Below are 25,847 nucleotides of genomic sequence, written 5' to 3' on the forward strand. Positions count from 1 at the left end.
CGCCGGGCAAAAAAAAGCCCCTCAAATGAGGGGCTCTGGGAATAGGGTTAGCAACGGGAAGAAAAACGGCAGGCCAGCGTCTGATTTCAGACGCGGTAAGACGTTATGTCGTACACGCTTGACCATGCTTCCTCCCGGCAAATTGTCGGGCATTATACGCAGCTCGCTTTTCGGATCAAGCGATTTAATGCACGCTTTACTCAATGCAAACGGTTCTTTATGAATATTAATGCGTTCTGAGTAAATAATTAATTTGCTTATGCACCAGTGCGGTGCGCTTCACGACCCGGGGCGCGACCCAGACGATACTGCTGCCAGCCACCACGCCTAAAATTTCCGGTAACTGGTGATAATCCAGAATACGCGCCACCGCGCGGCCATATCCGGCAACGGTATGAACAAGGATAAACTCGCTATTGTGCTCGACGCTGACCACCATTTCGGACACGGTACGCGCGGCGTCGGGGGCAGGGCGCAGCTGGGGATTCAGCGAATAAATCTTTAGCCCTTTGGCATTTCGAATTTTTATGACACCGAGCAATTTAAGCAGACGTGAAACGGTGGACTGGCTGATGGTCTCAAAACCACGCTCCTGCAAATCCCGGCGGATCTCCTCCTGAGAAAGATAACTCTTTTCTGCGATCAGGCGCTGACAGACCGTCAGCTGAAGCTGTTCTTTTGGAGAGTAATCACCATATTCCGTCATAACTATTTCCCATGTAAGTGGCTGAAACAAAACGCCCGGTGGCGCTACGCTTACCGGGCCTACAACTTCAAAACATCACAACATCGCCCCCAGGCTTAACGCCGCCATAATCACCACCGTCAAGATCCCCAGCAGCGGCGCCACCCATTTCAGATAACGCACGTAGGGCACGCGGGCGATAGCCAGCCCGCCCATCACGACGGCAGAGGTGGGAGTGACCAGGTTAACGATGCCGGACGCCGACTGATAAGCCGTGACCACCAGGTCGCGGTTGACGTTAGCGAAATCGGCAAGCGGTGCCATGATCGGCATCGTCAGAACGGCAAGGCCGGACGAAGAAGGCACAAGAAACGACAGCACCACTTCGAGCCAGTACATCACGTTGATGAACGCCACCGTCGACAACCCGGTAACCATTCCCTCGGCACTGTGCAAAATGGTGTGGGTAATCATGCCCTTATCCATGATGACTACGATACCGCGCGCGATGCCGATAATCAGCGCGACGCCCAGCAAATCTCGCGCGCCGTTGATAAACGTCGACGTCAGCTCCTCTTCGCTCATGCGGGCAATCAGGCCGACGATAATCGCGCTGGCGAGAAACACCGCCGAGATCTCCGCCATCCACCAGCCCAGCACCGCCACGCCGTAGATCATCACCGCGAAGGCGAGGGCAAAAATCACCAGGATGATTTTGCGCACCGGGGTGAACTCCAGCGACTGTTCGCCCTTGTCGCCGAGGAAATGGGCGCGGTTCTCTTCCTGCTTATCTGCGACGATCGACAGCGACGGATCCTGGCGGACCTTGCGGGCGTAGCGCATCACCCACGCCACGCAGATGATCCAGCCGATGACCAGCAGCGCCACGCGCAGGGCGATACCGTTGGTGAAGGGGATCCCGGCGGCGTTGGCGGCGATCACCGTGGCGAACGGGTTGATGGTGGAGCCGAGGGTGCCGATCCCCGCCCCGAGCAGCACGGTGGAGGCGGCGACAACCGGATCGAACCGGGCGGCCAGCATCACCGGTACCAGCAGGGTATAGAACGGCAGCGACTCTTCGGCCATGCCGTAAATCGTGCCGCCTGCGGCGAACAGCGCCATCAGGATCGGGATCATCCACTCCTCGCGTCCGCGCAGCCGGGTGGTGACGCGCTCGATCCCGGCGTCAATCGCCCCGGTTTTGGTGACGATCCCGAGAAATCCCCCGATGATCAGGATAAACAGTGCCACGTCGATCGCCCCGGCCTGGCCGGAAACCGGATCGTACAGCCCGGCGATTGGCGCCATCAGGACGGAAACCAGTCCCTGCGGATGTGCCGCGACGTGCGCGTAGGTTCCTGCAACCGGCACTTCTTTGCCGAGCGCCTCGTTCATTGCCATATGGTACTGCCCGGCCGGTACAACCCACGTCAGCACGGCTACAACGGCAATCAGAAAAAAGAGAATGGTGTAAGCGGAGGGAAACTTAAACTTGCCCATGATGTTCTCCTGAAACCCGGCGCACCCCACGGCGCGCCGGGCGGTGATTAGTCGCCGAGTGTCGCCACCATGACCGCTTTGATGGTGTGCATGCGGTTCTCTGCTTCGTCGAAGACGATGGAGTTCGGTGATTCGAAGACCTCTTCCGTCACCTCCAGCCCCTTCAGGCCGTACGCCATCTCGATTTCACGGCCCACCCTGGTGTGCTCGTTGTGGAACGCCGGCAGGCAGTGCATAAACTTGACGTTCGGGTTGCCGGTGGCCTTCATCACGTCCGCGTTGATTTGATACGGCTTCATCAGGCTGACGCGCTCGGCCCAGGCCTCCTTCGGCTCACCCATAGAGACCCACACGTCGGTGTAGAGGAAATCGGTCCCCCGTACGCCTTCTTCCACGTCGTCGGTGAGGGTGATGCGCGCGCCCGTCTCTTTGGCGATGGCGCGGCACTGCTCAACCAGCCCGGCTTCTGGCCAGAAGGATTTCGGCGCGACGAGGCGGATATCCATCCCCATCCTGGACGCGCCGACCATCAGCGAGTTGCCCATGTTGTTGCGCGCGTCGCCCAGATAGGCAAAGCTCAGCTCCGGCAGGGTTTTACCCGGCGCGTGCTCGAGCATGGTCATCAGGTCGGCGAGGATTTGGGTTGGGTGGAACTCGTCGGTCAGGCCGTTCCACACCGGCACGCCCGCGTATTTGCCCAACTCTTCGACGATGGCCTGGCCGTAGCCGCGGTATTCGATGCCGTCATACATACGGCCTAATACGCGGGCGGTGTCTTTCATCGACTCCTTATGGCCGATCTGCGAGCCACTTGGGCCGAGGTAGGTGACCTGCGCGCCCTGGTCAAACGCGCCCACTTCGAAGGCGCAGCGGGTGCGGGTAGAGGTTTTTTCAAAAATCAGGGCGATGTTTTTCCCGACCAGGGTTTGCTTCTCACGCCCGGCTTTTTTGGCGGCCTTCAGCTCGATGGCGAGGTCGATCAGGTACTGGATCTCCGCCGAGGTGTAGTCCAGCAGTTTCAGGAAGTTGCGGTTTTTCAGGTTGATGGTCATGTGGGAAATCCTTTTTAAATAAGTGTTCAGTTACGAATCAACGTGCCTTTCTCGCCCGCCAGGATCTCCGCGCCGTCGGCCAGCGCGCCGATCCCGGCAATGCCGTTGCAGGCTTCAACAAACTCGCGGCAGGCGGCCACTTTCGGCCCCATCGATCCGGCGTCGAACTGCATGCCTCTGAGCAGCTCCGGCGTTACCTGCGCTAGCGGGCGCTGGGTCGGCTTGCCCCAGTCGAGGTACACTGCGTCGGCATCGGTCAAAATCAGCAGGGCGTCGGCCTCGATCTGCCTCGCCAGCAGGGCGGCGGAGAGGTCTTTGTCGATCACCGCCTCAATCCCGCGATAGCCGTTAGCGTTTTCCACCACCGGCACGCCGCCGCCGCCGTTGCAGATCACCAGATGGTCACGCTGAATCAGCGCCGTGATGGCGTCGCTCTCGACGATGCGCTTCGGCTGCGGCGAAGGCACCACGCGGCGGACGTAGCTCCCGTCGGCCTTGAACACCCAGCCTTTTTCCGCGGCCAGCGCTTTCGCCTGGGCTTCGCTGTAAACCGGGCCGATGTACTTGGTCGGGTTGCTGAAGGCCGGGTCGGCGGCATCCACTTCCACCTGCGTGAGCAGGACGCTCACCTCGCGCTGCGGCAGATTGTTTTTCAGCGCCTGCTGGAGCATGTAGCCGATCATTCCCTGGCTTTCGGCACCGAGAACGTCCAGCGGGTAGGGCGTCACTTTGTCATAGGCGCTGTTCTGCAGCGCCAGCAGCCCGACCTGCGGCCCGTTGCCGTGCACCAGCACCACGCGCCACTGTTCCGTCAGCCCGGCGATGGTGCGGGCGGCCTGCTCGATGTTCTGGCGCTGGATCTCCGCTTCCAGCGGCTCGCCGCGTTTGAGCAGCGCGTTGCCGCCAAGCGCCACAACCAGAGTGGGTTTTCGTTCCATGATGGCTCCTTTAAATTCCGTCGCGTTCCAGCGGGCAGCTCATGCAGCGCGCGCCGCCGCGCCCGCGTCCCAGCTCGTCGCCCGGGATGGGCAGCACGGTGATGCCAGCTTTGTCGTACTTCTCGTTGGTCCAGACGTTGCGCTCGTAGCCAATCACCACGCCCGGGCGGAGGGTCAGCACGTTGTTGGCGTCGTTCCACTGCTCGCGCTCGGCCTCAAAGGCGTCGCCGCCGGTGGTGATCAGGCGCACCTGGTTAATGCCGAGCGCTTTCTCGATGGCGTGCAGCAGGTCGGTTTCCTGGGTGCGCAGCAGGCCGCCGCGTCCGTCCGGGGTAAGCGTCCAGCACTGGGCGTCTTTGCGCACCACTTCCGGGTAGACGGAGAAGGTGTCCACGTCGATGTGGGTCATGACGGTGTCGAGGTGCATGCAGGAGCGGTGTTTTGGCAGTTCGACGGCGATCACGCGCTCGGCCTGACGGTGTTTGAACAGGCTGTTGGCGAGGAACTCCACGCCCTGCGGCGTCGTGCGTTCGGACATGCCGATCAGCACCGCGCCGCGGCCAATCACTAATACGTCGCCGCCTTCTAAGGTGGCATGGTCGTAATTAATATTTTCGTCGCCGAAATACTTAATAAAATCGCCGTCGGCAAACGCCGGGTGCCAGCGATATATTGCCCGCAGGTTATTGGTTTCACGCTGACGAGCCGGTTTGGCCATCGGGTTAATAGAGACGCCGTTATAAATCCAGCACGAGGTATCGCGGGTAAATAAATGGTTCGGCAGCGGCTTCATAATAAAATCATTCGCCGTGTGGGTATCCACTACCATATTTTTAATGGCCGCCGGAATTTCACCGTAGGTTAATCCGCCGCTTAATCTGCGCGCCAGTTCGCGGTGCGGCATATCCGCCAGCCAGCCGCGGACGTCGCCAGCAAAGGTTGGGCCGAGGCGATAGTCAGAGATCTGCGTATCCAGCAGCCAGGCTTTCGCTTCTGCAATATCAAGGGTTTGTGTCAGAAGGTCGGTCAACAGCAGGACTTCCACACCCTGCTCGCGCAGCGTGTTTGCGAAGATGTCATGCTCCTCACCCGCCCGTTCAACCGAGAGCACGTCATCGAAAAGCAGCTCCTGACAATTCGATGGCGTTAAGCGTTTCAGACTTAAATTAGGGCGGTGCAGCATAACGCTACGCAATTGACCAATTTCAGAACCGACGTAATGCTTTTCCATAATTATTCCTTTAACTGTTTTTCAGAATAAAAAGGGCATGCGCCATGTGATGTATTTAATTTCATGGCGGCTAAGCTCAATTGATTTCGTGATTCATACTAGGCAGTTAAATAATTCGTATTGTGATGTTGCTCACGAGAAACGGGATATTGAGAGGTTTGTTTTCATTTGCATGATTCGCATCAGATAATAATTGATTTCATATTATTGAGGGATGAATAGCTAAGCAGGATTCGGTGGCATTATTTGAGGTTGTTATTATTTTGTAGATTTTAATCCTTTGAAATAAATTCTTATATATCTGATTTTAAATGATAAAAATAATGCGTAAGAATGGCTATGCAATTAACGTAATTAACTATTTTTGACTTAAGAAAAATCAATAAATAATTATGGTTTTTTAGAGCAAATTATCAAAACAGTAAAGTGTGAGGCGGCAACGGGTTTTGTTAATTAGACAGCATGATCAAGAGGTTAGAACAGCCGTGCGATATGCGCTGATCGAGGTTATGCATAACCCCTGCATAAATGCCTGGGCAGGATTAACAGCAAATTAACACCTTTCCCGATAAACATGCGCTCGCGCAAACCTCGTCCAAAAAGGGCTGGTATGGCAGCCGGGATTCTCGTATAAAAGATAAAAATGAAACATTGTTTTATATTGAGGGTTAAAACATGATTATCGGCAACATCCACCATCTGCAGTCCTGGCTGCCTGACGAGTTGCGCCAGGCCATTGAGCACGTTAAAGCCCACGTCACCGACGCCACGCCGCTCGGGAAACACGACATCAACGGCAACAGCCTGTTTTATCTGGTCTCGGAAGACATGACCCAACCGTTCGCCGAGCGCCGCGCCGAGTTCCACGCGCGCTATCTGGACATCCAGATTGTGATGAAGGGCCAGGAGGGTATGACTTTCAGCACCCTGCCGCATGGCACGCCGGACACCGACTGGCTGGCGGACAAAGACATGGCGTTCCTGCCGGAAGGCGAGCAGGAGAAAACCGTGGTGCTGAGCGAAGGGGATTTTGTGGTGTTCTGGCCGGGCGAGGTGCATAAGCCGCTGTGCGCGGTTGGGGCACCTGCTAAGGTCAGGAAAGTGGTTGTTAAAATGCTGGTTGAATAACCCTTACCCCTCACCCCGGACTGTACAGGGGAGAGGGTTAGGGTGAGGGGCAATCTGTGATCCAGCTTAAATTTCCCACACTCCTTCCTCCCTTCCCATTTACCTGTGCTTTTTCTGCGTCATAGTATGATCGTTAAATTAATGAACGCTGTTCTATAATGTAGAACAAAATAATTCAGCAAGGAGATATCATGCCGCAGTCCGCGTTGTTCACGGGAATCATTCCCCCTGTCTCCACCATTTTTACCGCCGACGGCCAGCTCGATAAGCCGGGCACCGCCGCGCTGATCGACGATCTGATCGCAGCAGGCGTTGACGGTCTGTTCTTCCTGGGCAGCGGCGGCGAGTTCTCCCAGCTCAGCGCCGAAGAGCGTAAAGCCATTGCCCGCTTTGCTATCGATCACGTCGATCGTCGCGTGCCGGTGCTGATCGGCACCGGCGGCACCAACGCCCGGGAAACCATTGAGCTGAGCCAGCACGCCCAGCAGGCGGGCGCGGACGGCATCGTGGTGATTAACCCCTACTACTGGAAAGTGTCGGAAGCGAACCTGATCCGCTATTTCGAGCAGGTGGCCGACAGCGTCACGCTGCCGGTGATGCTCTATAACTTCCCGGCGCTGACCGGGCAGGATCTGACCCCGGCGCTGGTTAAAACGCTGGCCGACTCGCGCAGCAACATTATCGGCATCAAAGACACCATCGACTCCGTGGCCCATCTGCGCAGCATGATCCACACCGTCAAAGCCGCCCATCCGCACTTCACCGTGCTCTGCGGCTACGACGATCATCTGTTTAATACCCTGCTGCTCGGCGGCGACGGGGCGATCTCGGCGAGCGGCAACTTTGCTCCGCAGGTGTCGGTGAATCTTCTGAAAGCCTGGCGCGACGGGGACGTGGCGAAAGCGGCCGGGTATCATCAGACCCTGCTGCAAATTCCGCAGATGTATCAGCTGGATACACCGTTTGTGAACGTCATTAAAGAGGCGATCGTGCTCTGCGGTCGCCCTGTCTCCACGCACGTGCTGCCGCCCGCCTCTGCGCTGGACGAGCCGCGCAGGGCGCAGCTGAAAACCCTGCTGCAACAGCTCAAGCTCTGCTGAGCCGGACGATAACCATGACCATCGAGAAAATTTTCACCCCGCAGGACGACGCGTTTTATGCGGTGATCACCCACGCGGCGGGGCCGCAGGGCGCGCTGCCGCTGACTCCGCAGATGCTGATGGAATCCCCCAGCGGCAACCTGTTCGGCATGACGCAGAACGCCGGGATGGGCTGGGACGCTAACAAGCTCACCGGCAAAGAGGTGCTGATTATCGGCACCCAGGGCGGGATCCGGGCCGGAGACGGACGCCCGGTTGCGCTGGGCTACCACACCGGGCACTGGGAGATCGGCATGCAGATGCAGGCGGCGGCGAAGGAGATCACCCGCAATGGCGGGATCCCGTTTGCGGCCTTCGTCAGCGATCCGTGCGACGGACGTTCGCAGGGCACGCACGGCATGTTTGATTCCCTGCCGTACCGCAACGACGCGGCGATCGTGTTTCGCCGCCTGATCCGCTCCCTGCCGACGCGCCGGGCGGTGATCGGCGTGGCAACCTGCGATAAAGGGCTGCCCGCTACTATGATTGCCCTGGCCGCAATGCACGACCTGCCGACCATTCTGGTGCCGGGCGGGGCGACGCTGCCGCCAACCGTAGGGGAAGACGCGGGCAAGGTACAGACCATCGGCGCGCGCTTCGCCAACCACGAGCTGTCATTGCAGGAGGCCGCCGAGCTGGGCTGTCGGGCCTGCGCCTCGCCGGGCGGCGGCTGCCAGTTCCTCGGCACGGCGGGCACCTCGCAGGTGGTCGCGGAGGCGCTGGGTCTGGCATTGCCGCATTCCGCGCTGGCGCCGTCCGGGCAGGCGGTGTGGCTGGAGATCGCCCGCCAGTCGGCGCGGGCGGTGAGCGAGCTGGATAACCGCGGCATCACCACTCGCGATATCCTCACCGACAAAGCCATCGAAAACGCCATGGTGATCCACGCGGCGTTCGGCGGCTCCACCAATTTACTGCTGCACATTCCGGCCATCGCCCACGCGGCGGGCTGCACTATTCCGGACGTTGAACACTGGACGCGCGTCAACCGCAGGGTGCCGCGCCTGGTAAGCGTGCTGCCCAACGGCCCGGACTATCACCCGACCGTGCGCGCCTTCCTCGCGGGCGGTGTGCCGGAGGTGATGCTCCACCTGCGCGATCTCGGCCTGCTGCATCTTGATGCGATGACCGTTACTGGCCAGACGGTCGGCGAGAACCTCGACTGGTGGCAGGCGTCCGAGCGCCGGGCGCGCTTCCGCCAGTGCCTGCGCGAGCAGGACGGCGTGGATCCGGATGACGTGATCCTGCCGCCGGAGAAGGCAAAAGCGAAAGGGCTGACCTCGACGGTCTGCTTCCCGACGGGCAACATCGCGCCCGAAGGATCGGTGATCAAGGCCACGGCGATCGACCCGTCGGTGGTGGATGACGATGGTGTGTACCGCCACACCGGCCGGGTGCGGGTGTTTGTCTCGGAAGCGCAGGCGATCAAGGCCATCAAGCGGGAAGAGATTAAGCAGGGCGATATCATGGTGGTGATCGGCGGCGGGCCGTCCGGCACCGGCATGGAAGAGACCTACCAGCTCACCTCCGCGCTAAAGCATATCTCGTGGGGCAAGACGGTGTCGCTCATCACCGATGCGCGCTTCTCGGGCGTGTCGACGGGCGCCTGCTTCGGCCACGTGTCGCCGGAGGCGCTGGCGGGCGGGCCGATTGGCAAGCTGCGCGATAACGACATCATCGAGATTGCCGTCGACCGTCTGACCCTCACGGGCAGCGTGAACTTCATCGGCACGGCGGAAAACCCGCTGACGCCGGAAGAGGGGGCGCGCGAGCTGGCGCGGCGGCAGACGCATCCGGACCTGCACGCCCACGACTTTTTGCCGGACGATACCCGGCTGTGGGCGGCACTGCAGTCGGTGAGCGGCGGCACCTGGAAAGGCTGTATTTATGACACCGATAAAATCATTGAGGTAATTAACGCCGGTAAAAAAGCGCTCGGCATTTAATTATTTCATTAGATAAAGCCGTCTGCGGGAAATATTCCGCGGACGGCTTTGCTGTGCCTGTGATTTATTAATTTAAACAATAGGTTGTGATATATCGTTGGCGTCACAAAAGCAAAATAACGTAATTCGGAAATAAGATATGACCATTGCTGGTTAATTGAACAGCTCATTACACTCCATTAACACGATGTTGTAATTCAGCACACTACATAAGGGTGTAATTCTGATGACGCAATTAACCATGAAAGACAAAATTGGCTACGGGTTGGGTGACACCGCCTGCGGCTTCGTCTGGCAGGCCACGATGTTCCTGCTGGCCTACTTCTACACCGACGTCTTCGGTCTGTCGGCGGGGATTATGGGCACGCTGTTTTTGGTCTCCCGCGTGCTCGACGCCGTGACCGACCCGCTGATGGGGCTGCTGGTGGACCGCACGCGCACGCGGCACGGCCAGTTCCGCCCGTTCCTGCTGTGGGGCGCCATCCCGTTCGGCATCGTCTGCGTGCTGACCTTCTACACGCCGGACTTCTCTGCGCAGGGCAAAATCATCTACGCCTGCGTGACCTACATTCTCCTGACCCTGGTCTATACCTTCGTTAACGTGCCGTACTGCGCCATGCCGGGCGTCATTACCGCCGACCCGAAAGAGCGTCACGCCCTGCAGTCCTGGCGTTTCTTCCTGGCGGCGGCGGGCTCGCTCGCCATCAGCGGCATCGCGCTGCCGCTGGTGAGCATCATCGGCAAAGGGAACGAGCAGGTGGGCTATTTCGGCGCCATGTGCGTGCTGGGCCTGAGCGGCGTGGTGCTGCTCTACGTCTGCTTCTTCACCACCAAAGAGCGCTACACCTTTGAGGTGCAGCCGGGCTCGTCGGTGGCGAAAGATCTCAAGCTGCTGCTGGGCAACGGCCAGTGGCGCATCATGTGCGCGTTCAAGATGATGGCGACCTGCTCTAACGTGGTGCGCGGCGGGGCGACGCTCTACTTCGTGAAATACGTGATGGATCACCCGGAGATGGCGACCCAGTTTTTACTCTACGGCAGCCTTGCCACCATGTTTGGCTCGCTCTGCTCCTCCCGCCTGCTGGGGCGCTTCGACCGCGTAACTGCCTTCAAGTGGATCATCGTCGCCTACTCGCTGATCAGCCTGCTGATTTTCGTCACCCCGGCCGAGCACATCGCCTTGATTTTCGCCCTCAACATTCTGTTCCTGTTCGTCTTTAACACCACCACGCCGCTGCAGTGGCTGATGGCCTCTGACGTGGTGGATTACGAGGAGAGCCGCAGCGGTCGCCGCCTCGACGGGCTGGTGTTCTCCACCTACCTGTTCAGCCTGAAGATTGGCCTGGCGATTGGCGGGGCAGTGGTGGGCTGGATCCTGGCGTACGTGAACTACTCCGCCAGCAGCAGCGTGCAGCCGGTCGAGGTGCTTACCACCATCAAAATTCTGTTCTGCGTGGTGCCGGTGGTGCTCTACGCGGGCATGTTCATCATGCTGTCGTTTTATAAGCTCACCGATGCCCGCGTGGAGGCCATCAGCCAGCAGCTGATCAAACACCGCGCGGCGCAGGGCGAGGCCGTTCCCGACGCTGCGACAGCCGCATCCCATTAACCGGAGGCAATATGGAAATCACTAACCCAATCCTGACCGGCTTCAACCCGGACCCGTCCCTGTGCCGCCAGGGCGAGGACTACTACATCGCCACCTCGACCTTCGAGTGGTTCCCCGGCGTGCGCATCTACCACTCCCGCGACCTGAAAAACTGGTCGCTGGTCAGCACTCCGCTGGACCGCGTGTCGATGCTGGACATGAAGGGCAATCCGGACTCCGGCGGCATCTGGGCGCCGTGCCTGAGCTACGCCGACGGCAAATTCTGGCTGCTCTACACCGACGTGAAGATTGTCGACTCGCCGTGGAAAAACGGCCGCAACTTCCTCGTCACCGCGCCGTCCATCGAGGGGCCGTGGAGCGAGCCGATCCCGATGGGCAATGGCGGGTTTGATCCGTCCCTGTTCCACGACGACGATGGCCGCAAATACTATATCTACCGCCCGTGGGGGCCGCGCCACCACAGCAACCCGCACAACACCATTGTGATGCAGGAGTTTGACCCGCAGACCGGCACGCTCTCGCCCGAGCGCAAAACGCTGTTTACCGGCACGCCGCTCTGCTACACCGAGGGCGCACACCTCTATCGCCACGCGGGATGGTATTACCTGATGGTCGCCGAAGGCGGCACCAGCTACGAGCACGCGGTTGTGGTGCTGCGTTCCAAAAATATCGACGGGCCGTACGAGCTGCACCCGGACGTAACGATGATGACCAGCTGGCACCTGCCGGAGAACCCGCTGCAGAAGAGCGGCCACGGCTCGCTGCTGCAGACGCATACGGGTGAATGGTATATGGCCTACCTCACCAGCCGCCCGCTGCGCCTGCCCGGCGTGCCGCTGCTGGCCTCCGGCGGACGCGGCTACTGCCCGCTGGGGCGCGAGACCGGCATCGCCCGCATTGAATGGCGCGACGGCTGGCCGTACGTGGAAGGCGGCAAGCACGCGCAGCTGACCGTGCCCGGCCCGCAGATGGCGGAGCAGCCCGCTGCCGTTCAGAGCAGCTGGCGGGACGATTTCGACGCCAGTTCGCTCGACCCGGAGCTGCAGACCCTGCGCATTCCGTTCGACGACACCCTCGGCTCGCTCACCGCGCGGCCGGGCTACTTACGGCTCTACGGCAACGACTCGCTCAACACGACCTTTACCCAGTCGACCGTGGCGCGCCGCTGGCAGCACTTCGCTTTTCGTTCAGAAACGCGGATGCAGTTCTCGCCGGTCCACTTCCAGCAGAGCGCGGGGCTGACCTGCTACTACAACAGCAAAAACTGGAGCTACTGCTTTGTGGACTACGAGGAGGGGCAGGGGAGAACCATCAAGGTTATTCAGCTCGACCACAACGTGCCGTCGTGGCCGCTGCACGAGCAGCCCATTCCGGTGCCGGAGAGTGCGGAGAGCGTCTGGCTGCGGGTGGATGTGGATACGCTGGTCTACCGCTACAGCTACTCGTTCGACGGCGAGACGTGGCACACCGTGCCGGTAACGTATGAGGCGTGGAAGCTGTCGGACGACTACATCGGCGGGCGCGGCTTCTTCACCGGCGCGTTTGTGGGGCTGCACTGCGAGGACATCAGCGGCGACGGCTGCCACGCGGACTTCGACTACTTCACCTACGAGCCGGCCTAACGGCTCAGGCCGGGTAGCCCAGCGCGCGTGAAAGCTGGAGCCCGGCCTGCTGAAGCTGCTCGCGGAAATTAGCCAGCTCCGCATCGTCCACGCGGGAGGTCAGTGTCGAGAGGCTCAGGGCGGCGATGACGCGGGACTCGTGGTTCCACACCGGCACCGCCACGCAGCGCACGCCCTGCTCGTTCTCTTCGCTATCCAGGGCGTAACCCTGCTCGCGGGTCTGCGTCAGGGCGGCCATTAGCTCTTCACGAGAGGCGAGGGTGGAAGGGGTATAGGTGGTGTACTGATAGCCCTCCAGCAGGGCGTTCAGCTCGGCCTCGCCCAGCCAGGCAATCAACACCTTGCCGATGGCGGTGGCGTGAACCGGCAGGCGGCGGCCGATGCGCGAATAGGCGATGGCGGCCAGCTTGCCTTCAATCTTCTCGATATAGACCCCTTCACGCCCGTCCAGGATCCCCAGATGGGTGGTCTGCCCGGTTCGCTGGGACAGCTCCGTCAGCCAGCCTTTCGCCTTTTGACGAATATCGATGGAGCCCACGACAAAATGGCCGCGCTCGACCAGCTTCATGCCGAGGCGATACTTACCGTTTTCCGGGTTCTGATCGATATAGCCGTGAAGCTGCAGGGTTTTCAGCAGCGAGTGGAGGGTACTCTTGCTCAGCCCCATCAGTTTGCTGATGTCGGTGATCTTAAGCTCGGTGGCCTGCTCGTTGAACAGGTCGAGGATCTGCAACGCACGTTCAACAGACTGAATAATCGGCATAATGCTGGCATGTCCACGCTGGAATTAAGGCGAAAACGTACCTTTTTCGGGGTGAAAAATCAATGAAATGGAGCTGGCCTGATCCGCCCGGCGGCGCTTCGCTTGCACGGGCCTACGGGTTTTGTAGGCCGGGTAAGCGCAGCGCCACCCGGCAAGAAGAGCGCACCGAATCAATAAAGTGGGGAGAGGCTCACTCCCCAAGCGTCGCCACCATCACCGCCTTAATCGTATGCATCCGGTTTTCCGCCTGGTCGAACACGATGCTCGCCGCCGACTCAAACACCTCGTCCGTCACCTCCATTCCGCCGTGCAGATCGAACTCTTTCGCCATCTGCTTGCCGAGGGTGGTCTGGTCGTCATGGAATGCCGGCAGACAGTGCAGGAACTTCACGTTCGGGTTGCCGGTCAGCGCCATCATCTGCGCGTTCACCTGATACCCACGCAGCAGCGCAATCCGCTCTGCCCACTTCTCTTTGGCCTCGCCCATCGACACCCAGACGTCGGTATAGATAAAGTCCGCGCCCTTCACGCCCGCCGCCACGTCTTCCGTCAGGGTGATCTTCCCGCCGTGCTTCTCCGCCAGCGCGCTGCATTCCGCCACCAGGCTCTCTTCCGGCCAGCAGGCTTTCGGGGCCACCAGGCGCAGATCCAGCCCGGTCAGCGCCGCCGCTTCCAGCATCGAGTTGCCCATGTTGTTGCGCGCGTCGCCCGCGTAGACCAGCGTCATCTCGTTAAACGCCTTGCCCGGCAGGTGCTCCTGCATGGTCAGCAGGTCCGCCAGCAGCTGCGTCGGGTGGAACTCGTTGGTCAGCCCGTTCCACACCGGCACGCCCGCGTACTGCGCCAGCGTTTCGACCACTTCCTGGCCGTGACCGCGATACTGAATGCCGTCGTACATCCGCCCGAGCACGCGCGCGGTGTCCTTAATTGACTCTTTATGCCCAATCTGGCTGCCGCTCGGCCCTAAATAGGTGACGCGCGCGCCCTGGTCAAATGCGGCAACTTCGAAAGAGCAACGTGTACGGGTCGAGTCTTTTTCGAAGATGAGCGCGATGTTTTTACCGGTAAGCTTCTGTACTTCCTTGCCATTTTTTTTATCGGCTTTGAGCTGTGCGGCAAGGGTCAGCAGAGAAGTGAACTGTGCAGGTGTGAAGTCGAGCAATTTCAGAAAGTGTTTCTTGTACAGATCAGACATTTTATCCTCACATGGCGAACGCCACTTATTGAATTAAAATTCACTTTATATGTGTAATTATTCATTTGCAACCCCGTTTCACAATTCTTTCCAACAAAGGTGGAGGCAAACCCGTCCGTGTGTGAAAATAGAAGTATCTGCCGCACTTTAAAGAGGATTGAGCCATGGCAAACCCGGAACACCTGGAAGAGCAACGCGAAGAGACGCGTCTGATTATTGAAGAACTGCTGGAAGACGGTAGCGATCCGGACGCGCTGTACACCATCGAGCACCATTTCTCTGCGGATGATTTCGACGCGCTGGAAAAACTGGCCGTGGAAGCCTTCAAGCTGGGTTACGAAGTAACCGAGCCGGAAGAGCTGGAAGTGGAAGAGGGCGACACCGTCATCTGCTGCGACATCCTGAGCGAAGGCGCGCTGAAGGCGGAGCTGATCGACGCGCAGGTAGAACAGCTGATGAACCTGGCCGAGAAGTTTGAAGTGGAATACGACGGCTGGGGAACCTACTTCGAAGATCCGAACGGTGAAGACGGCGAAGAAGGCGACGACGAAGATTACGTCGACGAAGACGACGACGGCGTGCGTCACTAAGCGTTTCAGGCGGTGGCGCGCGCCACCGCTTTTTCAAGGCAGAACCATGGATTACCCGCAGATACTCGCCCCCGTACTCAACTTCCTCCAGTGCCCGACCCCGCAAGCATGGATTGATAAAGCCCGCGACCCGCTCAACCTGCCGCTGCTGCTCACCGACCACATGGTGTGCGAGCTCAAGGCCGCCCAGACCGCGCTGCTGCTGGTGCGCAAATACGTCGCCGACGAAAGCGGTGCCGACGCGCTGCTCGACTGGCTCAAACCCTACGAACAGTTCACCTTCCGCGACGGCCCGGAGCCGGACTTCATCGCCCTGCATAAGCAGATTGGCAAAAGCGTGATGCCCAAAACCGACGACCCGTGGGGCCAGGCGCTCATCGACAGCATGGTGCTGCTGATTAAAGAGGAGCTGCACCATTTCTGGCAGGTGCGCGAGGCGATGCTGGCCCGCGACATTCCCTACGTCAAAATCACCGCCAGCCGCTACGCCAAAGGGATGCTGAAAGAAGTGCGCACCCACGAACCGCTGACGCTGATCGACAAGCTCATCTGCGGCGCCTACATCGAAGCCCGCTCCTGCGAACGCTTCGCCGCGCTGGCCCCGTTCCTCGATGACGACCTGCAGAAGTTCTATCTCTCACTGCTGCGCTCGGAAGCGCGCCACTATCAGGACTACCTGACGCTGGCCCGGCAGGTGAGCGACGACGATATCTCACCGCGCATAAAGCTTTTTGGCGAAATTGAAGCCACACTTATCTCGACACCGGACAACGAGTTTCGCTTCCACAGCGGCGTGCCGGTGTAAACCGGCACAACTCAAGGATAAGGATGCGAGATGAATAAAACGTGGACCCGTACCGTGATGGTTGTTGTGGTGGCCGCCGCCGTGGCGTTCTGGGTGTTCTTCGACAGGCAGCGCTCTCCGGAACGGCAGATGGATTCCGCTCTTAACGCGATGCCCGCCTGGCAGGTGATTAAGGAGCAGGAGCCCGCGCTGCATCAGCGCATCCTCGACCAGATGGCCGCCCTGCAAAAAGCGGGCGAGCCGGAGCAGCAGATTATCGACACCATCCAGCCGCAGATCCTGCATCTGCAGATGTCGCGTCTGCAGAACGCCCCGGACGCCAACGTGGTGAACTACATGACCATCAACATGGAGCAGACCGCCGCCATCCAGAAGGTGAGCGACGACGCCTGCTTCCGCTTCCTCTACCCGACGGTGAAGGGCGGCGTGAACCCGATGCGCATGCTGGATAAAGACCTGATGGCGCGGCGCATGCAGGCCGACGCCGACATGATGCGCGCGGCCTACGGCAAAAATCGCCACACCGTGACGCAGGCCGAACGTGAGGCGGCTGTCGAAGACGTGCGGCCGATTATGAAGGAACTTGCCGATAAGTACGGCGAGGACATCCAGCTGCTGCAGATGCCGGAGAAGGCGGCGGGCAAAGAGAAGCTCTCCTGCGATATGGTGCAGGAGATGTGGGCGAAGGTGCTGGCGCTGCCGGAGCAGAAGGCGGCGGGGGTGATCCGACTGGCGGTGTCTGAGCTGGAGTGACGAAGGGCGCTGGTTTTTTGGGCACTTAGCGCGGGTTTAGCGCGTCGTCGCTTGCATGGCGGCGCGCGACAGGTATAATCCACAACGTTTCCGCATCCCCTTCAGTGCCGAAGTGGCGAAATCGGTAGACGCAGTTGATTCAAAATCAACCGTAGAAATACGTGCCGGTTCGAGTCCGGCCTTCGGCACCAAGTGATGCAATAATCAGCTACCTAAGGGTGGCTTTTTTTGTGTCTGAAAGCCAGTGCCTGCAAGACTTTCCTCGCTTTTTCACTCAACCTAAATCAACCTGATTCAACCTACATCAATTTGCTGATGTGGGTACATCTGCGGTTATATCCCGGTTCGATAATGTTTGTACCCACACAGAATCCTTGAAAGGAGATTCATCATGGCTCTGAGTGATGTGAAGGTTCGTACGGCTAAGCCTGAAGCAAAAGTCTATAAACTGACTGACGGTGAAGGCGTGGTTTTGCTGGTTCACCCTAACCACGAGATCTGCTTGTACCCATTAAAGCAGTCGAGTCATCTGGGCGTCTTGAAGTCGCTGCCCGTTTACACAGCGTACTACCACGATTATGCGCTTTGCCGTTCAGAGCGGCTAAATCGATTACAACCCCGCGCAAGAGATTGCTGGCGCGGTTGCTACGGCTAAAAGACAGCACCGTGCAGCTCTTGAACTGAACCACATACCTGAATTACAGCATCACATAGATCACTATTCTGGCAGACCCTTAACTCGATTGGCTGTTGAACTCATTTTGTTGGTCTTCATTCGTTCAAATGAACTGCGTTTTGCTCGCTGGTAAGAAGTGGATTTTGATACTGCCTTGTGGACGATTACTAGTGAGCGTGAACCGCTGGAAGGCGTTAATCATTCTCAGCGTGGTTCAAAGATGCGAACACCTCATCTTGTTCCTTTGTCGCGCCAAGCCTTAGCTATTCTGGGAAAGCTCAAAAGCATGAATGGGAACCGGGAGTTGATTTTCGTAGGTGATCTCGATCCGCATAAACCCATGAGTGAAAACACGGTGAATAAGGTTCTGAGAGTGATGGGTTATGACACGAAAACGGAAGTATGTGGGTATGGTTTCAGGACTATGGCGTGTAGCTCGTTGATCGAGTCGGAATTATGGTCGAGGGACGAGGTAGAGCGGCAGAAAAGTCATCGGGAACGTAACTCTGTACGTGCGGCTTAGATTCATAAGGCGGAGCATCTGGGGGAGAAGAGGCTAATGTTGCAGTGGTGGGCTGATTATCTTGATGCGAATCGGGAGAAGGGAATGAGTCCGTTTGATTTTGGGAAATTAGAGTCTACGCGGTAGTAACGGCTGTCTTAAGGATAAATTTCCGCTGACGATTAAGTACTCTGAACGAAGCCTGCCGCCTTGCGGTGGCATGCATAGGGCTTAAGTTTTCTATTTTTTGATACAACGTAGGTAATGCATTGGAACTACTTGATAAAATTTTCTTCGGTTAGAATGAGTGCATCATCCTCTACGGGTACTGTATTTTTTAGGAATAACAATGGCTGTTAATCAGGCGAAAATTTTTGAACATCTCGAACAACTGGTTGAAAACCCCGAGCAAGACGAATTTATCTACGGCTTTTTAACTGCTTTTGAGTTCCCTAAATCTACCCTGAGTCAGATTCGGCAAGGTGGGGCGCGTAATGTTGCGAAAGAGCCAGGACACGTTTCATTAAAAAATAAACTCTACTACCAGCCAGTAGCGGATAATGATGATCTTGAATCTGCTTTTGACCAACGTATTGCCGATGCGGCGGTTGCAAAAAATAAGATCCGCTTTGTTCTAATGACAAATTTTGTTCGCTTTTTAGCCTGGGACACACTGACACAGGAACGTCTCGATATTGAGTTTGAAGAGTTACCACGTAACTATGGTTTTTTCTTACCGCTGGTAGGGTTGGAGAAGGCTATTCTCAATAGTGAAAACCCGGCCGATGTGAAAGCCGCTGAGAAGATGGGGAAGCTGTTTGATCTTATCAAGGAGCGTAATGATTTAAGTAAAGCAGAAGATATTCACGCGCTAAATGTTTTCCTCACTCGTTTGCTGTTTTGCTTTTTTGCCGAAGACACAGGCATCTTTGAAAAAAGTCAGTTTACTTCCGCAGTTAAGAGCTACACCGTCGAAGATGGCAGTGATTTAGATCAGTTTCTGACAGATCTGTTTGCCGTGATGAACAGCAAACCGAATAGCAAATTACGCCAGTCACTTCCGATTCATTTAGCCGCATTCCCTTATGTTAATGGTGGTTTATTCGCCAGTGATGAGCTTGTTCCAGAGTTGGGGTTGAAGGGCAGACGTATCTTACTTGAATGCAGTGCAATGGACTGGAGTGAGATTAACCCTGACATTTTCGGCAGCATGTTCCAAGCTGTGATTGATGTAGAGCAGCGTAGCCGCTTAGGACAGCATTACACTTCATACAGCAATATCATGAAGGTTATACAACCATTATTTCTGGAGCCATTGCGTTCAGAGCTTGAAAAACAACGCACAAACACGAATGGTCTCAAACGGTTGCTTCTCCGTCTGGGGAAAATGAAAGTTTTTGATCCTGCGTGTGGTTCAGGTAACTTCTTGATTGTCGCCTATAAAGAACTACGTCTTTTGGAAATGGATGTGATTCAGGCTCTTTTGCAATGCGACCCACAATCCATTTTTATGAGCGGTATCCATCTCGACCAATTTTACGGCATTGAGATCGATGATTTTGCTTGTGAAATAGCCCGCCTTTCCTTATGGCTTGCAGAGCATCAGTTAAATAAACAGTGGGAAGAACATATTGGTTCAGCGCCACCAGCGTTGCCGTTGCGATCATCCGGTAAAATTTGGAGCGGTAATAGCCTGCAAAAAGACTGGCAGGAAGTATGTCCAAAAGGGGTTGATGATGAAGTTTATGTGATAGGCAACCCCCCTTTTTTAGGGACGCTAGGTCGGTCTGATCAACAGCGTGCTGATATGCAGGCTGTATTTAGCGGTTTTAAGTCATTAGGTGGTCTGGATTTTGTTGCCTGTTGGTTTTGGAAGGGCGCGCAATATATCCAGAATAGCCGTGCTGAGCTGGCACTTGTAGCTACAAATTCGTTATGTCAGGGAGAGCAAGTAGCAACACTATGGCCTTCTGTATTCAAGCTGGGTCTGTGCATTCATTTTGCTTACCCAACCTTTGCATGGGCAAATAATGCTCGTGATAAAGCAGCGGTGCATGTGGTTATTGTTGGTCTATCAGGACGAAGCAAAACGCGTCAACTCTACCAGCAGGTAGACGGGCATTGGCACAGTAAGCTTGTGAACAACATTAGCCCTTATCTGATTGAAGGCAGCAACATAGCCGTGTCGGCGAAAACAAAACCGATGGTAAAGAATGTCCCCCAGCTATTGTTTGGAAATAAACCTACCGATGGTGGTCATTTGCTAATGGATCGTCGTGAACGTGATATTTTGCTAAAACTGGAGCCTCAAGCTGCCCCTTGGATTAAAAGAGTTATGGGAGCGGATGAATTTCTCAATGGTAAAGAGCGCTGGTGTTTATGGTTGGCAGATATTACCGATAAAGAGCTTCAGTCGATGCCGCTCGTCTTAAACCGAGTACAAAAAGTAGCAGAAGCACGGCGTAAAAGCCCAGACAAAGGCGCTCAGAAAATGGCTGAGCGCCCTCATCAATTTAGAGATTTAAATAACCCAAATGATTATATTCTGATACCTAGTGTTTCATCAGAGCGGCGAACCTATGTCCCTATTGGCTTTTATGATGCCAGTGTAATTTCAACTAATCTGAATTACATTCTCCCAAATGGCACTTTGTACGAGTTTGCTATCCTGACCTCACTAATGCACAACGACTGGATGCGACTGGTAGCAGGTCGTCTTGAAAGTCGCTACCGCTATTCAGCAACAGTGGTTTATAACTCTTTCCCTTGGCCTAGCGTGACTGATGAACAGCGTAATTCGCTTATTGCATTGGCAAAAACAGTATTATTGACGAGGGAAAATTACCCAGAAAATACTCTAGCTGAGTTGTATGATCCGTTAAAGATGCCCGCAGACCTTTTGGAAATCCATCAGACTTTGGATAAGGCTGTAGATCGTCTCTACCGTGACAAACCATTCAGGGACTCCACTGAGCGTTTGAGCTGCCTATTAGAACGCTACGAAGCGCTGATTAAAGCATAAGGTTTCGCTCTGCCAGCCAGAGCCTACAGAGGATTGCATTGTGGAAAATATTTTAAAGGTTACGTACGGGCAGACTGGGCAAAGTGCGCGTCTTAATGATTTTGGTATGCGGGAAATGCAGGCTCGAGCCTTTGAACAGAGGAACAATCCTTATCTGCTTATCAAAGCCCCACCAGCCTCGGGTAAATCAAGAGCATTGATGTTTCTTGCTCTGGATAAGCTTGTTAATCAGGGGGTACGCAAAGCTATTGTCGCGGTCCCTGAAATGTCTATCGGAGGTTCGTTTAAAGATACTGCACTTACGAAGCACGGTTTCTTTGCTGACTGGAAAGTAAAACCTGAAAATAATCTGTGCATTGGCGGTGGAGAGGCTGGGAAGGTTGAAACCTTTAAACGATTTATGGCTAGTCCTGACGACATTCTGGTTTGTACTCATGCTACTCTGCGTTTTGCTTTCGATAAGCTAAATGTTGAATCGTTTAATGATTGCTTGGTCGCAATTGATGAGTTCCATCATGTTTCTGCGGATGAAAACAACCGTTTGGGTAATCTGATTGATGCCCTGATGATAGGTTCTAATGCGCATATTGTTGCAATGACGGGTTCTTACTTCCGGGGGGATACAGTACCCATTTTGCAACCCGAAGATGAAGCCCAGTTCACGAAAGTGACCTATACCTACTACGAACAGCTCAATGGATACCAATATTTAAAATCTTTAGGCATTGGCTACCATTTTTATCAGGGCTCATATATCAAGGCACTACCTTCAGTGCTGGATGCTAGCAAAAAAACCATCATCCATATTCCCAATGTTAATTCCGGCGAATCAACAAAAGATAAACATGCCGAGGTTGATGCCATCCTGGATGCGCTGGGTGAGGTGCAACAGCAAGAGCCAGATACCGGCATCTATCGAGTGAAACGCAAAAGCGATGGCAAATTGTTGCGTGTAGCGAATCTGGTTGATGATAACCCGGCAGAAAGACCGAAAGTACAGGCGTATCTGCGTAATATCCACTCTGCCGACGATATTGATATTATTATTGCGTTAGGTATGGCGAAAGAGGGGTTTGACTGGCCATTCTGTGAACATGTGCTGACCATTGGTTATCGTAGTTCGATGACGGAGATTGTGCAAATAATTGGGCGTGCAACACGAGATTGTGAAGGCAAAACTCACGCACAGTTTACTAACCTTATTGCTCAGCCTGATGCTCAAGATGATGACGTTAAAGTATCAGTAAATAACATGCTTAAAGCCATCACCACTTCGTTGTTGATGGAGCAGATTATGGCTCCAAATATTCAATTCAAACCACGGTCTCAATGGACTGGCGAGCCGTTACCTGCCAATACTGTTCTGGTTGATGATCATGCATTACCGGTATCAGACAAGGTTCTAACAATCCTTAACGGCGGTAAAAACGAGATCCTGGCGGCACTAATGGCGAATGAGCAGGTGGTTAAAGAGGCTATTACCGAGTCAACACCGCCTGAGGTAATTACTCAGGTAGTGTTACCATCGGTGATACAAACGCTTCACCCTGACCTGACTGAATACGAACTAGAACAGGTTCGCAGCGGTATTTTGCAGAGTCTTTTTGTAGGCCAATGTGGTGGGTTAGTTGATGAAGCCGATTTGCCGTCGGATGCCATCATTGATAACGGCCAAGGTCAGCGTTCCGGCAATTCGAATGATTCATTAAACGTAAACAATCAGTTTATAAAAATGGGTGATAAATTCATCAATATTGAAAACTTGAATATTGACTTAATTGATGCGGTAAATCCTTTCCACGGTGCTTATGAGATTCTATCAAAATCAGTTACCGCGACGATGCTAAAAACTATTCAGGAAGCAGTCAGAGCGAATCAGGCGCAGGTATCTGAGGAAGAAGCTGTGATGCTCTGGCCAAGAATTAAAACGTTTGCCAGTGAGCATAAAAGGGAGCCATCGCTGAATGCCAGTGACGCAATAGAGGTTCGTTATGCAGAAGCGTTAGCTTACATCCGAAAAATGAAACAACAGCGTATTGTGCGACAGGAACCGTAACTTATGCTCAGACTTTCACCTCTTCAAGTTCGTCAAAAAGTGACAATTGATGACATTTTTTCTGAACCAGACGATCTTGGTTTACTCGAAGTCGAACCACTAAAAATATATTCCTCTACGGGTAATCTGACTGTAAGCAGATTAGAAGAGATTAATGCATTTTATGTGGTTCATGGGCGTCCGCCTCTACCCGATTCGGAAGAATTTAAGGAAACGTTGCTAGCACAGCGTTTGAGGGCTCTCAAGGATAACAAGCAATATCGCGAGATGTTGCAGCCATTTGATATTCATGGCTTACTAGCAGGTGAAAATAACGAGAATACCCTTGAATCATCTGTATCATTTTCAGTTCCTCCCGCCGAGGTTGATAAGTCAGAGTTGGTCACCTCTCTGGACGATATCTTTGCTGATGACGATGATGGATTGCTCTCATTTGCTGAGCCCGATATTTTCACGTTAAAACATGTTCCGATTGAAAAGAAAACACAGCCTGACGAAATTGCCAAACGACAGCCGTGCCCTGATTTTTATCGATTTTCCCCACTGTTTGAGACAGTCCAAAATGGTCTGAAAACGGGGGCGTTTTCATTTGTTCGCTTCCGCCATGAGTTAAAAATTCATGAAGGTGATTTTTTTATTCTCAATGGAGTTATGGGCTATGTAGATAAAGTTGGTGAGCGATTGGAGGAATATGGACCTTGGAATGCCCGTTTGCATTTGGTGTTTGAAAACGGAACTGAGATGAATATGCTTTTCCTCTCGCTTACGCATGGTCTGGTACGAGATACAGAAGGTCGCAAAGTTGTTTTGAATGGACAGTCAATACGTCCTGATGAAGCTCCGGTTCCGACAGGATATGTCTATGTCCTCGCCACGCATAGCGACCAGCCAGCTCTTCAACGTTTTAAACCTGATTTGTATAAAATTGGCTTTACTGAAGGAACTATCGAAGAGCGCATCAAACACGCTGAAAAAGATAAAACATTTCTCGAAGCACCCGTTCGTATAGTCATGACTACGCAATGCTTCAATATCAACACTCACAAATTTGAAACGCTTATTCACGGTTTTTTAGGTAAGCAACGGCTCAATATCACATTACGGGGTTTTGATGGACAAACTTATCATCCCCGCGAATGGTTTCATGCGCCTTTAGCGACTGTGCTCTCTGTGATCAAGTACATTCTTGACGGTACAATTTCGCAATATCGTATGGACAATACGACAGGGAAAATTGTGGCGAAGAGAGATACTGGTCATTCATGAAGCGAGTGGAAATCATTTGGCTATGATTTGAGCATTCTGATTCTGTATAAGTTTTCTCCACATAACAAGTGTTGCTCTAGGAGATTTAAGCTGACACTACCCTAGGAATTGTAGCGTCAGCCTTCATCGACAATCTCAGCGCAGCATCTGTTATTTAAGATTTGCGAGTGAATAAATCAATAACATTTGATTTTTCATCTTCTCTTACTGCAGGTTTCAGACTATTCTTGAGTTTAATTTTTGAATTAATATCAAGTAATGGTTTGTCTGCTAAATATCCGCGCGGAAGAGAAAGAATATCTTCGGCATCAATACGTGACATGCTTAAAGTTTCAAGTAAGGTTGATTTAGAGAATGTGTTTGTTTCAAATAACAAATTGACACATCGAGGCAGTAATCTCACTGACTCTGGTTTGCGAAGATCATCAAGTGGTTCACCTTTTCTCCAGCCTCGAGCAGAAACGCTTTTATATAGGCGCTGATATTCTAGCGGAGAGATGAGTTCCAAGGATTTAGCTCTATGAATCATGGATTGAGCAGACATTCCCCAACGAGTTTTCAATGAAATAAAGTTCTCAAGCGTTGGGAACGGAGGCAATTCTATCGAAAATGCTTCCTCTGGTAACATCAAGCATGCTGCAAATTTATGAGCTTGTTCCTCAATTGGTTTAAAGTTGACAGAATCAAGCCTTTCGACATATCTGTGCAACACAACGTGTCCAAGCTCATGTGCAGCGTCAAAACGACTTCTGTAATAATTATCTTTGTCACTGGCAAGAATAATGTAAGGACGACTCTCTGACTCATTCCATTGAGAATATCCATCCATCATTGCGCTTCCCTGTTCAAAACGAGAACATACAACTCCGGCATTTTCAATAATCAAAAGCAAATCGGTAATAGGGGCTATACCCAATCCCCACTGCTGACGGCATTTTGCAGCCATCAATTCGATCATTTCATCATCAATTGCACGATAATCTGTAACCTCTAAATGAGGAACATCTACTTCAGGATAATCAAGGTATTCCTGTAAAGTTGCAGAAACCTCCTGCAACCACCCCATGTAACACTCAGAAGCATTGCACAGGTCTTTCGCTGTGTTTGCCATAGTTCTAAAGAAAACTGGATTGTTCTCTTTTTTCACCGTTGGTTTGATAAACCATGTGACAGGGCAGTTCAGAACCTGTCCCAAGATCGCAATGACTTCTGCATCGGGAGAATGGCTGCCATTCTCCCATTTTGTAATCGTAGAGGGGGAACGGTCAACCAAACGACCCAAATTAATTTTAGATAACCCTCGCGCTTCACGAAGCTGAGTTAACCTTTCCGGCTGAAATCCCGTTATTCCCACTCTCATAATTTCACCACG

Annotated in this window: 21 protein-coding genes, 1 tRNA gene and 2 pseudogenes; 14 read left to right on the forward strand and 10 right to left on the reverse strand. The window is 54.3% G+C overall.

Going from position 1 to position 25,847, the window contains the following annotated elements:
• Positions 1-21 precede the first annotated feature (21 nt).
• A complete protein-coding gene (locus V1566_RS05465) occupies positions 22-126 on the reverse strand; it encodes a pyrBI operon leader peptide (RefSeq protein ID WP_395305274.1) in 105 nt (34 codons plus the stop codon).
• On the opposite strand from V1566_RS05465, the pseudogene V1566_RS05470 reads away from it, so the two are divergent.
• Positions 106-223 (forward strand): annotated as a pseudogene (locus V1566_RS05470) (hypothetical protein). The gene V1566_RS05465 and the pseudogene V1566_RS05470 overlap by 21 nt on opposite strands.
• 3 nt (positions 224-226) lie before the next feature.
• Here the strand turns inward: V1566_RS05470 and V1566_RS05475 are convergent.
• The 5 genes from V1566_RS05475 to arcA form a co-directional block, all read right to left on the reverse strand.
• Complete coding sequence (locus tag V1566_RS05475) at positions 227-706, reverse strand: arginine repressor (RefSeq protein WP_023334317.1); 480 nt, start codon at positions 704-706, stop codon at positions 227-229.
• A 75-nt stretch (positions 707-781) separates the two neighbouring features.
• Positions 782-2,185, reverse strand: a complete 1,404-nt coding sequence (locus tag V1566_RS05480; RefSeq protein WP_395305275.1) for a YfcC family protein — start codon at positions 2,183-2,185, stop codon at positions 782-784.
• A 47-nt stretch (positions 2,186-2,232) separates the two neighbouring features.
• Positions 2,233-3,237 carry an ornithine carbamoyltransferase gene (gene argF, locus V1566_RS05485; RefSeq protein WP_395305276.1) on the reverse strand — a complete coding sequence of 335 codons (1,005 nt, stop codon included), beginning with the start codon at positions 3,235-3,237 and terminating at the stop codon, positions 2,233-2,235.
• A 26-nt stretch (positions 3,238-3,263) separates the two neighbouring features.
• Positions 3,264-4,175, reverse strand: a complete 912-nt coding sequence (gene arcC / locus V1566_RS05490; RefSeq protein WP_033144506.1) for a carbamate kinase — start codon at positions 4,173-4,175, stop codon at positions 3,264-3,266.
• Positions 4,176-4,185: 10 nt separating this feature from the next.
• Positions 4,186-5,406, reverse strand: a complete 1,221-nt coding sequence (gene arcA / locus V1566_RS05495) for an arginine deiminase (protein ID WP_159515416.1) — start codon at positions 5,404-5,406, stop codon at positions 4,186-4,188.
• A gap of 675 nt (positions 5,407-6,081) precedes the next feature.
• Here arcA and V1566_RS05500 point away from each other — a divergent pair.
• The 5 genes from V1566_RS05500 to V1566_RS05520 all read left to right on the forward strand — a co-directional run bounded on the left by V1566_RS05500 (position 6,082) and on the right by V1566_RS05520 (position 12,847).
• Positions 6,082-6,534 (forward strand): YhcH/YjgK/YiaL family protein, encoded by a 453-nt coding sequence (locus V1566_RS05500; RefSeq protein ID WP_395305277.1) that lies wholly within the window; start codon positions 6,082-6,084, stop codon positions 6,532-6,534.
• Between the two features lie 191 nt (positions 6,535-6,725).
• On the forward strand, positions 6,726-7,634 hold the full coding sequence (gene yagE / locus V1566_RS05505) for a 2-keto-3-deoxygluconate aldolase (RefSeq protein WP_395305278.1): 909 nt from the start codon (positions 6,726-6,728) through the stop codon (positions 7,632-7,634).
• Between the two features lie 14 nt (positions 7,635-7,648).
• Complete coding sequence (gene yagF / locus V1566_RS05510) at positions 7,649-9,616, forward strand: xylonate dehydratase YagF (protein WP_395305279.1); 1,968 nt, start codon at positions 7,649-7,651, stop codon at positions 9,614-9,616.
• Positions 9,617-9,842: 226 nt separating this feature from the next.
• Entirely contained in the window at positions 9,843-11,225 is a 1,383-nt protein-coding gene (locus tag V1566_RS05515; RefSeq protein WP_085841484.1) for an MFS transporter, read from the forward strand.
• Positions 11,226-11,236: 11 nt separating this feature from the next.
• Positions 11,237-12,847, forward strand: a complete 1,611-nt coding sequence (locus tag V1566_RS05520; RefSeq protein WP_395305280.1) for a glycoside hydrolase family 43 protein — start codon at positions 11,237-11,239, stop codon at positions 12,845-12,847.
• Positions 12,848-12,851: 4 nt separating this feature from the next.
• Here the strand turns inward: V1566_RS05520 and xynR are convergent, their stop codons facing one another.
• The 3 genes from xynR to V1566_RS05535 all read right to left on the reverse strand — a co-directional run bounded on the left by xynR (position 12,852) and on the right by V1566_RS05535 (position 14,870).
• Positions 12,852-13,610, reverse strand: coding sequence for a DNA-binding transcriptional repressor XynR (gene xynR / locus V1566_RS05525; RefSeq protein WP_047346190.1), 759 nt, complete (start codon positions 13,608-13,610; stop codon positions 12,852-12,854).
• 190 nt (positions 13,611-13,800) lie between these two features.
• A complete protein-coding gene (gene argF / locus V1566_RS05530; RefSeq protein WP_023299201.1) occupies positions 13,801-14,805 on the reverse strand; it encodes an ornithine carbamoyltransferase in 1,005 nt (334 codons plus the stop codon).
• Positions 14,775-14,870: a hypothetical protein gene (locus tag V1566_RS05535; protein WP_213014347.1), complete on the reverse strand. Its 96-nt coding sequence runs from the start codon at positions 14,868-14,870 to the stop codon at positions 14,775-14,777. Before V1566_RS05535 ends, argF (V1566_RS05530) begins: the two co-directional genes overlap by 31 nt.
• Positions 14,871-14,969: 99 nt before the next feature.
• On the opposite strand from V1566_RS05535, the gene rraB reads away from it, so the two are divergent.
• From rraB to V1566_RS05575, 8 genes and pseudogenes are all read left to right on the forward strand, one after another.
• Positions 14,970-15,395 carry a ribonuclease E inhibitor RraB gene (rraB, locus tag V1566_RS05540; protein ID WP_029739283.1) on the forward strand — a complete coding sequence of 142 codons (426 nt, stop codon included), beginning with the start codon at positions 14,970-14,972 and terminating at the stop codon, positions 15,393-15,395.
• A 46-nt stretch (positions 15,396-15,441) separates the two neighbouring features.
• Entirely contained in the window at positions 15,442-16,200 is a 759-nt protein-coding gene (miaE, locus tag V1566_RS05545) for a tRNA isopentenyl-2-thiomethyl-A-37 hydroxylase MiaE (protein WP_395305281.1), read from the forward strand.
• A gap of 30 nt (positions 16,201-16,230) precedes the next feature.
• Positions 16,231-16,953, forward strand: a complete 723-nt coding sequence (locus V1566_RS05550) for a topoisomerase II (protein ID WP_395305282.1) — start codon at positions 16,231-16,233, stop codon at positions 16,951-16,953.
• A 106-nt stretch (positions 16,954-17,059) separates the two neighbouring features.
• Positions 17,060-17,144: transfer RNA gene (locus V1566_RS05555), tRNA-Leu, on the forward strand.
• A 200-nt stretch (positions 17,145-17,344) separates the two neighbouring features.
• Positions 17,345-18,278: pseudogene (locus tag V1566_RS05560) on the forward strand (tyrosine-type recombinase/integrase).
• 202 nt (positions 18,279-18,480) lie between these two features.
• Positions 18,481-21,153 carry a class I SAM-dependent DNA methyltransferase gene (locus tag V1566_RS05565; RefSeq protein WP_395305283.1) on the forward strand — a complete coding sequence of 891 codons (2,673 nt, stop codon included), beginning with the start codon at positions 18,481-18,483 and terminating at the stop codon, positions 21,151-21,153.
• A gap of 40 nt (positions 21,154-21,193) precedes the next feature.
• Positions 21,194-23,209, forward strand: a complete 2,016-nt coding sequence (locus tag V1566_RS05570) for a DEAD/DEAH box helicase (RefSeq protein ID WP_395305284.1) — start codon at positions 21,194-21,196, stop codon at positions 23,207-23,209.
• Positions 23,210-23,212: 3 nt separating this feature from the next.
• Positions 23,213-24,475 carry a GIY-YIG nuclease family protein gene (locus V1566_RS05575; RefSeq protein ID WP_395305285.1) on the forward strand — a complete coding sequence of 421 codons (1,263 nt, stop codon included), beginning with the start codon at positions 23,213-23,215 and terminating at the stop codon, positions 24,473-24,475.
• Positions 24,476-24,629: 154 nt separating this feature from the next.
• Here the strand turns inward: V1566_RS05575 and V1566_RS05580 are convergent, their stop codons facing one another.
• Positions 24,630-25,835 (reverse strand): XRE family transcriptional regulator, encoded by a 1,206-nt coding sequence (locus V1566_RS05580; protein WP_262762196.1) that lies wholly within the window; start codon positions 25,833-25,835, stop codon positions 24,630-24,632.
• Between the last annotated feature and the right edge of the window lie 12 nt (positions 25,836-25,847).

It is taken from the genome of Enterobacter sp. ECC-019, assembly GCF_043974075.1.
In the GTDB taxonomy this organism is placed as follows: domain Bacteria; phylum Pseudomonadota; class Gammaproteobacteria; order Enterobacterales; family Enterobacteriaceae; genus Enterobacter; species Enterobacter asburiae_D.